At 61.3% G+C, this 13,826-nt stretch carries 13 protein-coding genes; 6 read left to right on the top strand and 7 right to left on the bottom strand.

The annotated features are described in order from the left end of the window. The 3 genes from ACTG4J_RS11035 to ACTG4J_RS11025 form a co-directional block, all read left to right on the top strand. On the top strand, positions 1 to 1,393 hold a 1,393-nt coding region (locus tag ACTG4J_RS11035; RefSeq protein WP_439139497.1), incomplete at its 5' end, for an ATP-binding protein. Then, complete coding sequence (locus ACTG4J_RS11030; protein WP_439139496.1) at positions 1,390 to 2,091, top strand: response regulator; 702 nt, start codon at positions 1,390 to 1,392, stop codon at positions 2,089 to 2,091. The genes ACTG4J_RS11035 and ACTG4J_RS11030, both read left to right, overlap by 4 nt. Before the next feature lie 132 nt (positions 2,092 to 2,223). Then, positions 2,224 to 2,550, top strand: coding sequence for a hypothetical protein (locus ACTG4J_RS11025; RefSeq protein WP_439139495.1), 327 nt, complete (start codon positions 2,224 to 2,226; stop codon positions 2,548 to 2,550). A gap of 20 nt (positions 2,551 to 2,570) precedes the next feature. Here the strand turns inward: ACTG4J_RS11025 and ACTG4J_RS11020 are convergent, their stop codons facing one another. The 6 genes from ACTG4J_RS11020 to ACTG4J_RS10995 are packed head-to-tail and all read right to left on the bottom strand — an operon-like array spanning position 2,571 to position 8,154. Continuing rightward, a complete protein-coding gene (locus tag ACTG4J_RS11020) occupies positions 2,571 to 3,629 on the bottom strand; it encodes a TRAP transporter substrate-binding protein (protein WP_439139493.1) in 1,059 nt (352 codons plus the stop codon). Between the two features lie 31 nt (positions 3,630 to 3,660). Next, positions 3,661 to 4,950 (bottom strand): TRAP transporter large permease, encoded by a 1,290-nt coding sequence (locus ACTG4J_RS11015; protein ID WP_439139492.1) that lies wholly within the window; start codon positions 4,948 to 4,950, stop codon positions 3,661 to 3,663. Position 4,951: 1 nt separating this feature from the next. Then, entirely contained in the window at positions 4,952 to 5,542 is a 591-nt protein-coding gene (locus ACTG4J_RS11010) for a TRAP transporter small permease (RefSeq protein ID WP_439139490.1), read from the bottom strand. Between the two features lie 49 nt (positions 5,543 to 5,591). After that, positions 5,592 to 6,113 carry a flavin reductase family protein gene (locus tag ACTG4J_RS11005; RefSeq protein ID WP_439139489.1) on the bottom strand — a complete coding sequence of 174 codons (522 nt, stop codon included), beginning with the start codon at positions 6,111 to 6,113 and terminating at the stop codon, positions 5,592 to 5,594. After that, positions 6,110 to 6,997 (bottom strand): aldo/keto reductase, encoded by an 888-nt coding sequence (locus tag ACTG4J_RS11000; protein ID WP_439139487.1) that lies wholly within the window; start codon positions 6,995 to 6,997, stop codon positions 6,110 to 6,112. Before ACTG4J_RS11000 ends, ACTG4J_RS11005 begins: the two co-directional genes overlap by 4 nt. Next, the gene (locus ACTG4J_RS10995) at positions 6,997 to 8,154 is read right to left on the bottom strand and encodes an LLM class flavin-dependent oxidoreductase (RefSeq protein WP_439139486.1); all 1,158 of its coding nucleotides are present in this window, start codon (positions 8,152 to 8,154) and stop codon (positions 6,997 to 6,999) included. The genes ACTG4J_RS11000 and ACTG4J_RS10995 overlap by 1 nt, the downstream gene beginning before the upstream one ends. A 105-nt stretch (positions 8,155 to 8,259) precedes the next feature. On the opposite strand from ACTG4J_RS10995, the gene ACTG4J_RS10990 reads away from it, so the two are divergent. The 3 genes from ACTG4J_RS10990 to ACTG4J_RS10980 all read left to right on the top strand — a co-directional run bounded on the left by ACTG4J_RS10990 (position 8,260) and on the right by ACTG4J_RS10980 (position 11,175). Beyond that, entirely contained in the window at positions 8,260 to 8,961 is a 702-nt protein-coding gene (locus ACTG4J_RS10990; RefSeq protein WP_439139485.1) for a GntR family transcriptional regulator, read from the top strand. A 10-nt stretch (positions 8,962 to 8,971) separates the two neighbouring features. Further along, positions 8,972 to 10,081, top strand: coding sequence for a Gfo/Idh/MocA family protein (locus ACTG4J_RS10985; RefSeq protein ID WP_439139484.1), 1,110 nt, complete (start codon positions 8,972 to 8,974; stop codon positions 10,079 to 10,081). 137 nt (positions 10,082 to 10,218) lie between these two features. Then, on the top strand, positions 10,219 to 11,175 hold the full coding sequence (locus ACTG4J_RS10980) for a YeiH family protein (RefSeq protein WP_439139482.1): 957 nt from the start codon (positions 10,219 to 10,221) through the stop codon (positions 11,173 to 11,175). A 516-nt stretch (positions 11,176 to 11,691) separates the two neighbouring features. On the opposite strand, the gene ACTG4J_RS10975 is transcribed toward ACTG4J_RS10980, so the two are convergent. Next, positions 11,692 to 13,826 (bottom strand): TRAP transporter large permease subunit (locus tag ACTG4J_RS10975; RefSeq protein ID WP_439139481.1); only part of this gene is annotated, 2,135 nt, incomplete at its 5' end.

Raw genomic sequence — 13,826 nt, 5'->3', positions numbered from 1 at the left:
CCTAACCACCGAGATGACACCTGCCCATATCGCCCGCGTCGACCGCGATGGCGTCTACACCTATACCAACCGGCGCCTGTCGTCGCTCTTGCCCGGACGCCAGAACGATATCGTCGGGCTCAGCTTCGAACAGGCCTTGGGTGAGAACACGGCGATGCGGTTGCGGCCATATCTGGCGCGCGCCCTGATCGGCGAGGCCAGCGTTCTGGAATTCACCGAAAGCGAAACCGGTCGGCGCATTCGCACCGCCTTTACCCCCGACAAGGTCGCGCCGGGCGAACCGATCGGCGGCGTTTACCTGCTATCAACCGACCTGACCGAGGAGGCGCAGGCCCGCGCAGCACTCGCGCAGACACACAAACGCGAATTGGCCGCACAGCTGACAAGCGGGCTGGCTCATGACTTCGCCAACCTTCTGACCATCATCCTTGGCCTGCAGGGTCGTCTCGAACGGCTCGCCCTGCCCCAAGGTGCGGAAAAGCTGACCAGCGCGACGCGGGCGGCCGCGCGGCGCGGCGGTGACCTCTTGAACAAGATCGCCCGCATTTCTGGCCCGCGCGAGACAAGCGAGGCCCCCACGGTGCTGGCCGATTTCCTCAGCGCCCTTGACCCGCTTGCCCGCGCGACGCTGCCCCCCGACATCGTCTTGAGCATAAGGAACGATGTGCCGCTTCCCGCCATGATGCTGGATGTGGGCTTGCTGCAAGACAGCTTGTTGAATCTTGTGCTCAATGCCCGTGATGCCATTGGCGGTGACAAGCGAGGCAAGATCGCGATCCGCCTGTCGTCGGTGCAAGAGACATGGCTCGACATCACGGTCAGCGACAGCGGCCCGGGCTTTTCCCAAGCGGCACTCGCGCACGGGCTTGATCCGTTCTTCACCTCCAAGGGGGATGCAGGCTCGGGCCTTGGGCTGACGATGGTCTATGATGCTGTCCAGCTTGCGGGTGGGCATGTTCGCCTCGACAATGGGACAATGGGTGGGGCGGTGGTGACCTTGCGTCTGCCGCTGCGTCCGACCGAGGCCGAGGCACGCCCACGCCTAGTGCTGCTGGTCGAGGACACGCCCGACATACGCGCCACGATCCGCGCCGATCTGACCGATCTGGGCCATCAGGTCTTGGAGGCCGCAAGCGCCGAAGAGGCGCTGGCGCTGGCCGATATTCCCGGCATCGACTGGGTGCTGTCCGATATCCGCCTTGGGGCGAGCGATGGTGTCGCTCTCTTGTCACGGATCGCGGCCAAACAGCCCATGTTGCGCTTAGCACTAATGACCTCGCTTCCCAGCACCGACCCGCTGCGCTGCGCGGGTGCTGCGCGCTGGCCCGTGTTGGCCAAGCCCATCGGCACGCAAACGCTGCGATCATTGTTAACGCAGGAGCCCGCCGCATGACCGCAGCGCTGATCGCGATCCTTGATGACGAGCCGCAGATCCGCGCGCTGTTGTCCGAGACCTTGACCGAGGCCGGTTTTCGCACCGCGGCGTTTGCGCGGGCCACGGAATTCGAAGCGGCACTTGCACGCACCACGCCGGATGTCTGCCTTGTCGATCTTGGTCTGCCAGACCGCGACGGGCTTGCGCTGGTGCATCGGCTTGCCTTGGAATCCGGGGCCGCGATCATCATCATCTCGGGCCGCGCACAGGTGCAAGACCGTGTCACCGGATTGGAACTGGGCGCGGATGATTACATTATCAAACCCTTCGACCCCGCCGAGGTCGTGGCCCGCATCCGCGCCCGGCTCCGCGCGCCAAAAGCGGCGACACAGGCGAATGCGACCGCACGCTTCAATGGCTGGACCGCACATTTCGACCGCTACCTTTTGACCACGGATGATGGCCGAGAGGTCAGCTTTTCCCATGCCGAGGGCGAGGTGCTGCGCCTGTTCCTCGAAGCCCCCAAACGCGTGATCTCGCGCCAGCAGATGCAAGAATCCCTTGGCGGCGGTGCCGGCGAAAGCTTCGACAGGGCCATGGATGTCCGCATTTCGCGGCTGCGGACCAAGCTGGGCGAAGACCCCAAGAGCCCGCGCCTGATCAGGACGATCTATGGGGCAGGCTACATCTTTCTGGGCGATGTCAGCTGGAGCTGAGCGCACGGCATCAACCCATCATGACGAAGCGACCGCGCACCCCGATGCGCGGGCCGCCTGCATGACCTGCCACGCAAGGCGGCATCCAGTTGAAGCGATGCAACGGGAATTGATTGATGGCGCCGGTCGCGCATGACAGCGGAACGCATGGCGGAAACGGGCGATCACAGTGATCGCAGTAATCGCAGTGCGCTGAGGAATGAAATGTTCAGAGCAGCCTTGGTCGCGACACATCCCAACTCAAGCCTAAGAACCTTGGCAGATCGCCTCTGCAATGCGGAAAAGCCGCACAAGATCATGATCACCATCGTCGCCCGCAAGCTGGTTACCATCGCAAATAGTGTGTGCAATGGGTGTGAGAAATGGGCCGCAGCAATTGGACAAGAGATACAAGGCCAACCAGCAAAAGTTTACGCAGCTGTCCGCAAAAAAAACGCCGCGACAAACGCGGCGTTTTAGATTTTCCGTTAGGCCACAGATCAGTTCAGATCCGCGGCGCGCTCTGCTTCGATGGCTTCCGCAGCAGCTTCGGCATAGGACATGAAGCTGTCCAAAACCTCGGGGCCTTGGCGGACATTGGCGCGGAACCAGTCAAAGGCAGGCGCAGCGGCTTCCATGAACATCGCCTTTTGCTCATCGGTAGGCACATAGATTTCACCACCCGCGGCGCGGAAGGCTTCATAGGCGGCGATTTCCTTGCGCTTGGGGCTGGCGAATGTCGCCTGCTGAAGGGCTGCGAAACCATCCAGGATCACCCGCTTGTGTTCATCCGACATGCCAAGGAAGCGTTCATTGTTCATGAACCAGAACGCGCCCATGTAGCTGTGATTATCGAGCGTCAGGTATTTCAGCCCGGCATCGGTAAAGCGCATGTTCATGATGTCGGTGATGCCGTTGGCCGTGCCTTCGACAACGCCCGTCTGAAGCGAGGTGAACAGTTCCGGCCATGCAATCGGGGTGGGCGACGCGCCAAGCGCCGTGGCCAAGGTCTGGGGTAGGTCGGCGGGTACGGTGCGCATGCGCAACCCGGCGATATCCGCAGGGGTTTCGATACGGCGCTCGGTGTTGGCATAGCTGCGCCAGCCACCGGTGTTGCCCACCGTCATCAGCCGGATCAGGTTGTCGCTGTCTTCCAGCATCAGGCCGCGCATTTCGCGGACGAAATCGCTCGACAGCACATGCTCGGCCACGCGGTCATCGCTCATCAGATAGGGCAGATCGAGAACCTGAATATAGGGGAACAGCCCCGCCGCACCGCCCGAGGTCGACACGAAAATGTCGATCGAGCCATCCGCGATGCCCGCGAGGCATTCATCGCCGCGCGTGCACAGCTGGGTGCCGACGAACAGCTCGACCGCGATTGCGCCATTCGATGCAGTTTCGACAAAGTTCTTAAACACGACGAGGCCGTCATAATCCTCGTCCTGATCATTCGATGTGGCGGTCGCGCGCAGGGTAATATCTTGCGCGAAAGCCGCCGTCACCGGTGCCACCAGCATCGTCGCCAGCAGCATGGACTTCAGGGTTGTCTTCAACATCTTGGTTTTCCTCCCGTTGGATATGTGAAGATCATTGGACAAACCCGAACAGACGCGGAACCGTAAGCGTCAGCGCGGGGATGTAGGTAATCAGAAAGATCACGGCGATCTGCACCGCCAGAAACGGCAAGATCGCCTTGGACAACGTTTCCAGTTTCAGGCCGGAAACGGATGAGGTCACGAACAGCACAAGCCCCATGGGCGGCGTCAGAAGCCCCACCGTCAGGTTGACCGCCATGATGATCGCGAAATGAACGGAATCGACGCCCAGCTCGACAAAGATGGGGCCAAGAATCGGGCCAAGGATAATGATGGCTGGACCCGCATCCAGAAACATGCCCACCACGAACAAGAGCAGGTTGATCAAGAATAGCAAGATCAGCACATTGTCCGACAGCGACAAGATGATGCCGGCCATCTGTTCGGGCGTGCGGGCCAATGCCGCCACCGTCTTGAAGGCCATTGCCGCACCCACCAACAACAATACCAAAGCCGAGGTGATGCCCGCACGGATCAAGACATCCGGCACATCCGACAGCTTCAGCGTGCGCATGATGAAGAGCGAAACGACAAAGGCATAGCCCACGGCCACCGCCGCCGCCTCGGTGGGCGTCATCACCCCGCCCAAGATACCGCCCAAGATGATCACCGGCGTCATCAGCGGCCAAAACGCCCGCAGCGATGCCTTGCCCCGCACCGACCAAGGGGCGCGCGGGGTGGCGGCGGGCAGCTCATAGCGGTCGGCCATCAGCGACAGCGCAATCATCAGCCCCACCGCCATCAAGATCCCCGGCACGATCCCCGCCAAGAACAAGGCGGCCACGCTTTCGCCCATGACATAAGCATAAATGATCATGATGCCCGACGGCGGAATGATCGGCCCAATGATCGAACTTGCGGCCGTGATCGCGGCGGCGAAGCGTTTCTTGTAGCCGTTCTTTTCCATCGCGGGGATCAACATGGAGCCCAGCGCCGACACATCCGCCACCGCCGATCCCGACATGCCCGCAAACAGCATTGAGGACATCACATTCACATGCGCCAGACCGCCGCGGAAATGGCCAACCAAGGCTTGCGAAAATTCGACCAGCCGCAAGGTGATGCCACCACGGTTCATCAGTTCGCCAGCAAGCATGAAAAACGGGATCGCCATCAGTGGGAAACTGTCCATCCCGGTATAAACGTTGCGGTACAAAAGCGTGATGTCGCGCTCCATCCCCGCCGCCCAAAGCAAAACGCCCGGCGCCGCCAAAAGCGCAAAAAACACCGGCAAGCCGAGGAAAAGAAAAATCAGAAAGACCGGCAGGAAAAAACTCAGCATGTCATTCTGACCCCAACACGACTTGATCGGAAATGGGCGGCAGCGCGTCCGCCCGCCCCAATAGCGCGATCACCTCGCGCAAGATCAATTCCAACGTCACCATGATCAGCGCGCCAATGCCCACCAGCATCGAGGCCATCTGCCAGGATTTCGGCACCTTTCGCCAACTCGACAGATCCCAACTCGTCGGCACATTCAGGCTGTCGGTGCCGAACCGCCCGGCCAGCCCACCCACCTCGCGCAGACCGATCTGCCATGCTTTCCACAAGATGATCATCGCCAAGGCGAACAAGACCAACGTCAGAAAATGTTGCAACAGCCGCGGCAAAAGCGCGGCCAACAGGTCGATCGCGACAAAGCCCCCCCGCCGGTAGGCGCTGCCGATCATCAAGCCGGCAGACCACAGCATCAGGAAGCGCGATGCTTCCTCGGGCCAGGCAAGGCCCAGACCGACGACATAGCGGAAAAACACCTGGGTCAGGATGATGACCACCATCAACAGAATGCAAACCGCCCCCAGCCAACGGCCCATCGTCAGGGCGCTGGCATTGACCAATGCGAAAAGCCTGGACAGGGCGATCAGCACCTGCATCCGCGTGTTTCCTCCCGTTCAAAGCCCCTCTCCCAAAGGGCTGGTCGGCCTAGCCCATCGGGCTGAAGCCCCCGTATTGTCCTTGGCAAAACACCAAGGCCGCGCCCTCACGATAGGTGGCCTGCAAGACTTCGCCCACGATGATCGCATGATCGCCACCGTCATGAGTGGCGTGTTTGCGACATTCGAACCGCGCTACGGCCTGCTCCAATAGCGGCACCCCGTCGGCATTGCGGCTGAAGTCCAGCCCATCAAAGCCCGGACCTTCGCGACCAAAGCGTACAAGCAGATCCCGCGCATCCTCTGGCAAAACATGGATCGCGTAATGGCTGGCGGCGATATAGTGGACAAAGCGGCGCGATGATTTCGCTGGCGACCATAGCACCAGCGCCGGATCAAGCGACACGGCCGCGAAGCTGTTTGCGGCAAAGCCCATCGGCCCCTCGTCGCTTTCGATCGTGACCAAGGTGACGCCGGTCGCAAAACATCCCAAGGCATCGCGAAACGCGCGCTCAGTAGCCAGGCCGGGCACGAAATCCACCGTTCTCATCTGGCTGCCATCCGCCATCATGCGACCTCTCGGCCCAAGGCCAGCGTGTAAAGCTCATACCATGTCTGGCGATCCATCGGCACACGTAGCGCGTCGGAAATCCGGGCAATGCGATCAAGGTTGTTGGTGCCCAGAACCGGCAAGATCCCCGCCGGATGATGCAAGAGCCACGCGATGGCGACCGCGCTCCAATCGGTGCCCGCCGCAGCCCCCAGCGCATCAAGCTTCGCGCGCAGCGCGCCCGCATCGGCCAGCGCGCCACCGGCAAGCGGGCTCCAGGCCATCGGCGCGATCCTGTGCTGATGCAGATGCGCCAGATCGCCGTTCACCAGCGCCTCATGCGCCATCAGGCTCAGCTCGATCTGGTTGCAGGTGATGGGCGCATCCATCCGCGACTGCAAAAGATCGGTGTCCCAAGGGCGGAAATTCGACACGCCCACGGCCCGCACCTTGCCCGAAGCCACCAGCCCATCCAGCGCCGCGCCCGTTTCATCGGGGTCGATCAGTGGATCGGGGCGGTGGATCAGCAACAGGTCGATCCGATCGGTCGCCATGTCGCGCAAGCTGGCATCAACAGACGCGGTGATATGCGCGGCGCTGGTGTCGTAATATTTAACCCGCGCGCCCGCATGACGGCCCACCGGAGCCACGATATCGCATTTCGTCACGATCTCGATCCGGTCGCGCAACCCCGGTGCCGCGCGCAACGCCGCACCAAGGATCGCCTCGGCGGTGTAACCGCCATAGATATCGGCCTGATCCATGGTGGTTATGCCCTGGGCCAAGCATGCCTCGACCTTGGCCTGCACATGAGCGGGGCTGGTGTCAGTGTCATCGCCCAGGCGCCACATGCCATAGACAAGCCGCGACAGTGACAGATCGGGGGTCAATTCAAAGCGGTCCATCAGCGGCGAAGTCCATTTCCAAGAGGTGTTGCAGGTGTCTTTGCGGGCACGCGCCCATAGGCATGCGGTAGCGAGACGGTGTTCAGATGCGGCATGACCTTGGCGCCGAAGATCGCGGCCTCGTCATGATGCGGATAGCCCGAAAAGATAAAGGCGCGGATGCCCATCTTGCGGTAGGCCTCGATCTTGCTCAGCACTTGGTCGACCGATCCGACCAGCGCCGCGCCACAGCCCGACCGCGCGCGCCCGATCCCGGTCCAAAGACCCGGTTCGACATAGCCGAACTTGTCCGCCAATTCGCGCGCGCGCGCCTGATGCGCCACGCCAAGGCTGATGCTGTCATGCGCCCGGTCGCGGATCAGCTTGCCATATTCATCATCCAGCTTGCTGGCGATGTGATCGGCATATTCGCGGGCCTCGGCCTCGGTGTCGCGCACGATCATGTGGACCCTGAGGCCGTAATCCAACGTGCGGCCATGGGCGGCGGCGCGGGCATGCACATCGCGCATGCGCTGCGCCAGCATCTCCATCGGCTCAGGCCACATCAGGTAGACATCGCATTGCGCGCCGCACAGCTCCAGCGCATCGGGGGAATAGCCGCCGAAATATAACAGCGGGCCACCATTTTGCTGATAAGGGCGGGCGGGATCGGCGGTCAGCTTGCTGATCTTGTAGATATCGCCGTCATATTCGATCTCGTCCCGTGTCCAAGCTTGGCGCAAAATCTCCACGACCTCGTGGCTGCGCTTGTAGCGAAACGCGCTGTCGGCCACTTCGCCGGGAAAATCGCTGGAAATCACGTTCAGCGTCAGCCGCCCCTTAAGCATGTGATCGAGCGTGGCCACCGTGCGCGCCAGCATAACCGGCTGCATCTCGCCACAGCGGATGGCGGCCAAGAAATTGATGCGGTCCGTGATCGGCGCGCAGCCCGCCACGAAAGACAGCGTGTCTTGCCCGACCTGGTAGCTCGAGGGGCACAAGATGTTGCGAAACCCGTTGCGCTCGGCGGTTTGCACGATGCTGGAACAATGCTCCCAGCTGGAGCGCAAATGCCCCTCGGGCACGCCTAGAAACTGATAATCATCGGAACACAGCGCTGCAAACCAGCTCACCTCTGCCCCATCCAGATCAGCTGATGTGACTGGCACGATGCTCATCGGATTCTTCTTCCCCCCGGTCGATTTTCCAATTGCGTAGCACCCGGAATTTTGTAAATCAATAGTGTATCAATTTTACCATCCGGCTGTCCGAGGGAAGGGGCCATGGCGAAACTCGGCGCATTGCCCCTGCATATGCAGATCACCGAATTGATCATCCGCGACATTGCGGCGGGGCGGCTTGTCGATGGCGAAAGGCTGGCCCCGGAACGCGACATGGCCGAAAGTTTCGGCATCGCGGTCGGAACCTTGCGCAAGGCATTGGCAGCACTTCAGGACAAGGGGCTGTTGGAACGGGTGCAAGGCTCGGGCAATTACATCCGGGCCAAGGCCGATACCGGATCGGTCTATGCGTTTTTGCGGCTGGAACTGGTCGAGGGGGGCGGCCTGCCGCAGGCGCGCGTACTGTCGGTCGACCGCTTGCCCAAGGCGCCGGAATTGCCCGATTTCGGTCCCCATACCCACGGCCACCGTATCCGCCGATTACGGTTCTTGTCGGGCACCGTAGCCGCGGTCGAGGAAATCTGGCTCGATGCCAGCCATGCCGAACGGCTGTCGGCCGATGAGCTATCGGAGTCGCTCTATTACTTTTACGCGCGGAACCTGAACCTGCGCATCGCTCGGGCCGAAGACCGGGTGGGGCAAGGCCCCCTGCCCGATTGGGCCCCGGCCGAATTTCCTCATGCCCCCGGCACGGCCTTGCCAATGATCACGCGGGTCAGCCACGGCCATGAGGATGCCCCCGTCGAAGCCTCTTGGACCTGGTATGATCCAGACCGGGTCCGTTACACCGTCAGATTGAAGTAGGGACACGCAGTTGGAACAGATACGATACGGCATCATCGGTTGCGGCATGATGGGGCAAGAACATCTGCGCAATCTGGCACTGGTCAAAGGCGCAACCGTCGTGGCGATTTTCGAGCCCGATGCCACGATGCGCGCTCGCGCCACCGAGCTGGCCCCCGAAGCGCACTTCTTGCCTTCGGTCGAGGCGCTATTGGCCCATCCGGGTCTGGATGCGCTGTTGATCGCCAGCCCCAATTACCTTCATGTGCCGCAAATCCAGCAAATCGCGGCCACCCGACCCCTGCCGCTTTTGGTGGAAAAGCCGGTCTTTACCGACCCGGCCGATTTCGACGCGCTGGGCGCGCTGGATTACCCCGCGCCGATCTGGGTCGCGATGGAATATCGCTACATGCCGCCCGTGGCCGCCTTGATCGAACAGGCGCAGACCGTGACCGGCGGGATCAAGATGCTGACCATCCGCGAACACCGTTTTCCCTTTCTGGAAAAGGTCGGCGACTGGAACCGCTTCAACGCGAAAACAGGCGGCACGCTGGTCGAGAAATGCTGCCATTTCTTCGACCTGATGCGCCTGATCTTGCAAGACAACCCGGTGCGGATCATGGCCTCGGGCGGGCAGGATGTGAACCACCGCGACGAACGCTATGAGGGCCAGCCCTCTGACATCTGGGACAATGCCTACGTGATCGTCGATTTCGCCCGCGGCGCGCGGGCCATGCTGGAGCTGTGCATGTTCGCAGAAGGCGCGCGCTACCAAGAAGAAATCACCGCCGTCGGACCCGATGCGCGCATCGAATGTCTTGTGCCGGGGCCGGGGCGGTTCTGGCCCGCGCATCTGGGCGCCGCACCCGTGCCGCAACTGATCGTCAGCCCACGCAACCCCAAGGGGCCGCATCTGATCGAAGTGCCGGTCGACCCCACCTTGTTGGAGGCGGGCGATCACAACGGGTCGACCTTTTACCAGCATGATCTTTTCGCAAAGGCCGTGCGCGACAAGGGCCCAGTGGAGGTCGGATTGCCCGATGGGCTTTGGGCCGTTCAGATGGGGCTTGCGGCCCAGCAATCGGCCCGGACCGGTCAGGCGGTGACGCTGGATGCGACGGGGCGGATCATCACCGCGTGAACCCGCAACTGCCCCAAACCAGGGAATAGCTCCACGATGCCGCGTTTTGCGCCCTCCCCCCCGTTGTGCCGGTGCAATCCATCATGCCACCGCTAGTCCGTCTGCGCGCTTGGGGGGCGCCGCTGCTACCGGGGGTCATGCTCGCGGCCACCATCGCGGCGGCGGCGGCCTTTTTGGGCGCGCATTATGGCGCGCCGGTCATGTTGTTCGCACTGTTGCTGGGCATGGCCTTCAACTTTCTGCACGCGGATGGCCCGTGTCGCGACGGCATCGATTTTGCTGCAAAATTCATCTTGCGGCTGGGCGTGGGGCTGTTGGGCATCCGCATCGTCTTGGCGGATCTGGCCCAGATCGGTTGGTCTGGTGCTGCGCTCCTGACGGGATTGATCGCGCTGACCATCGCCACGGGCTTTGTGGCCGCGCCGCTCTTTGGTCGGCAATGGCGCTTTGCGCTGCTGACTGGGGGCGCGGTCGCGATTTGCGGCGCCTCCGCCGCGCTGGCGATTGCGGCCGTTATCCCGCCCAATGAGAAATCCGAGCGCAACACCTTGTTCACGGTGATGGCCGTCACAGCGCTGTCGACCATCGCGATGGTGGCCTATCCGCTGCTGTTCCAGCTTCTTGGCTTCACCGAGCTGCAAAAGGGCTTCTTGATCGGCGCCACGATCCATGATGTGGCCCAAGTGGTCGGGGCGGGCTTTTCGGTCTCGGAGGCGGCGGGCGAGATTGCGACCCTAACCAAGCTTTACCGCGTGGCGATGTTGCCCTTGGTTTTGATCGCGATCGTGCTTGTGCTACGAGCCACAGGCCATGGCGCACAGGGGAGCAAGATCCCGCTCGTGCCGTGGTTCATGATGCTTTTCCTCGCGCTCGTCGCGCTCGGCAGCGCGGTTGAGCTGCCACAGGCCTTGGTGGCGCAACTGGACCTGTTCTCGCGCGGCTGCCTGATCACGGCCATTGCGGCACTTGGGGTCAAGACATCGCTCAAGGCGCTGACCGCGGTGGGCGGTGGGCATTTGGCGATTGTCGTGGTTGAAACGCTGGCTTTGCTGGGTCTGGCCGTGGCCGCTTTGGTCTGGCTTGATCTTCTATGACACGAACAACCTAACGGCGTACGCGCACCATGGCGCATGCCTTACCAGCCCAAACCTTTGGCCTCACCACAGCGCCAAGCGCGTCCACAGCCAAATTCGTGACCGAATAGGCGCAGGATCGGGCCGCGATCCGGCGCTCCACCCAGCCCTTTACACCGGTTAGTTTGGCGCACCCGGGATTACCTTAAGGTTTCCGCGCGCGCCGGTCTCGCGCTGGAGCCGCGCTATGTCGTTCACGAACTTGATCGAAACGCACGGCCGCAGCGCCGCTTGGTATGCGTCCTGCTTTTTGCGCGACAAGTCGCACCGCACGGGCATGCAGTTCAACAGGATGAGGTTGCCCATCGCTGACCCAACATCTGCCTCCAAGACACGGGATCACATGACGAGCGCGGTGTGGGTTCTGCGTTAGGTGGTCACCGACGATGATCGACTAACGCCATAGCCCTTTGCGCCCTGCTCGATACTAAGTTTCTGCACGCTATTTTCGTGGCTTTATACCTTCTGCTCCTGACCTTAGCTCGCGCGGCTAAGGTCAAGGCGACGTTTGATCAGGTAATGGCGCGCCAGCATGAAAATGCTCAAACCGATAGCGGCCATTTGCACGACAACCTCACCGGACAGAACCAACATTGCGATGAAAAGCCGCGTGATCACCTCGGCCATGGAGAGCCGGGCAAGGTCGAACTTGGCCAAAGCGCTGGACAACAGGTAAAGCGCCAAACCAAGCCGCGCCAAAAGCCAGATCAACCCTGCGATATGCACAGTGCCATCATATCCGGGCAGATATTGCGCGCCGCCATTGACCGCGTCAGGGTTCAACACAGCGGCGGAAATCAGCAAGATCTCGGGATTAAAGGCAAAGACAAAGGGAATGACGAACATCACAATCCCGGTGCGCACAGCCGAAAACGAAGTCGCAAGCGGATCGGATTTCGCGATTGTGGATGCCGCGTAGGAAGCCACCGCAACCGGCGGTGTGATCGCACTTACACAGGCAAAATAGAAGATGAACATATGCGCCGTGAAATGCGCCATGCCCAATCCCACCAAAAGCGGCCCCATCAACAGCGCCGCGTTCACATATGCCGGGACTGCGGGCATTCCCATGCCCAACAAGATCGCCAAGACCATCGTCACGCCAAGTGCCACGAATTGGAACACCAAAGGTGCCCCATTGCCAAGATCAAGCGCGCGCAACCATCCGAGGATATCGAGCGCGATAAAACTCGGCACGGCCGTTAGATTTAGGCTGATATCGATCACCGAGACGGCAAGAAACATCAAGTAAAGACCGGCCGACGTGATCCCCGCTGTTGCTAGCGCATCGACAAGCTTGCCCGGCGCGCGACGAAAGGCCGGATCGATAAACAGCATCGCCATCAACACGACCGCAGCCCACCAACCAACGCTGCCTGCGTCACCCAACGAATTCTGGATCAATTGCATAATCCACGGCAGGTCTTGTGCGCGGCACGATCCACCGGGCGTGACGACGGTGACAGCACCCAAAAAACGGCTTAACGGATCGCAACCGATCGCGTCTTTGGGCACAAGCAGCAAGATGATGATCAACGACAGCGGTACGAAAATCTGACTGAGCAATATCCCGTCATGCCGCGTCAGGCGTAGCTCGGGCGGCACATCGCCCACCGCTTCGATGCCTTGTTTGCGTGATTGGAACATCACCGACAAGAACATGCAGATGAAATAGGCCGCCGCCGGCAGCGTCGCGGCGATAGCCACCTCGCGGTATGGCACGCCAGTCATCGCCGCCAAGACGAAGGCCGCGATGCCCATGATGGGCGGCATGATCTGCCCGCCCGAGGAGGCCGCGGCCTCGACCCCGGCGGCATAGTTACGGGAAAATCCACGGCTGATCATCATCGGGATCGTGATTGTTCCGGTCCCAAGCACATTGACAACGGGGGTGCCGGTCGTGGTGCCGAACATGGCAGAGGCAACGATCGCAGCATGTGCCGCGCCGCCTCGCAGCTTGCGGGTCGAGACGACGGCAAGCTTGATCAAGGTCCGTCCGCCCGCAGATACGGACAATAACGCGCCCAGGACAATATAAGGAAAAACCGTGTTGAGCATGATGTGCAAGAATTGCCCCAACAGGCCCGAGCCTTGATTGACCAAAAGATCCTGCACCCGGTAGCGCCCATCAGCCAGGTTTCGCGGTTCGCCACCCAAGGCGGTGATGAAGTAGCGGTTCATCCCGTCCGAGCCGAACACATACCACAGCGCAACGGTCAAAATTGCATAAGCCGCCAGCGCGATGGATACCAAGACCAGCGACAATCCCCAGACCTGCGCATTATAAGCAAGAAACACCACCACCGCGATGCCGACGATAAGGGTGATCCATGGACCCGTGGTCGCAAAACAACGCGGATCATCAATACTGCTCGGCGGCGGCAAGCCCAAGGCAATCGCAACATCACGTTCGGCCAAAAGTGCCCGCTCGATAAAGGCCGCCCGCTCGCCGGTGATTAGGTCGATAAGACAAACGGCCTCGTTCTCGATCAGATAGGTTGCCGCGATCGTAAGTGCTGCGACGACTAAGGTGATGTCGAGCGTTAAGCCCAACGCGCGGCGCGCAGTCCCGCGATCTTGCCATGCCCGCTGTACCGAATGCCACAAGGCCA

Origin of the sequence: Roseicyclus sp., assembly GCF_965662675.1 — a bacterium.
Classification (GTDB): Bacteria; Pseudomonadota; Alphaproteobacteria; order Rhodobacterales; family Rhodobacteraceae; genus Roseicyclus.
This window is presented reverse-complemented; position numbering and strand designations above follow the sequence as displayed.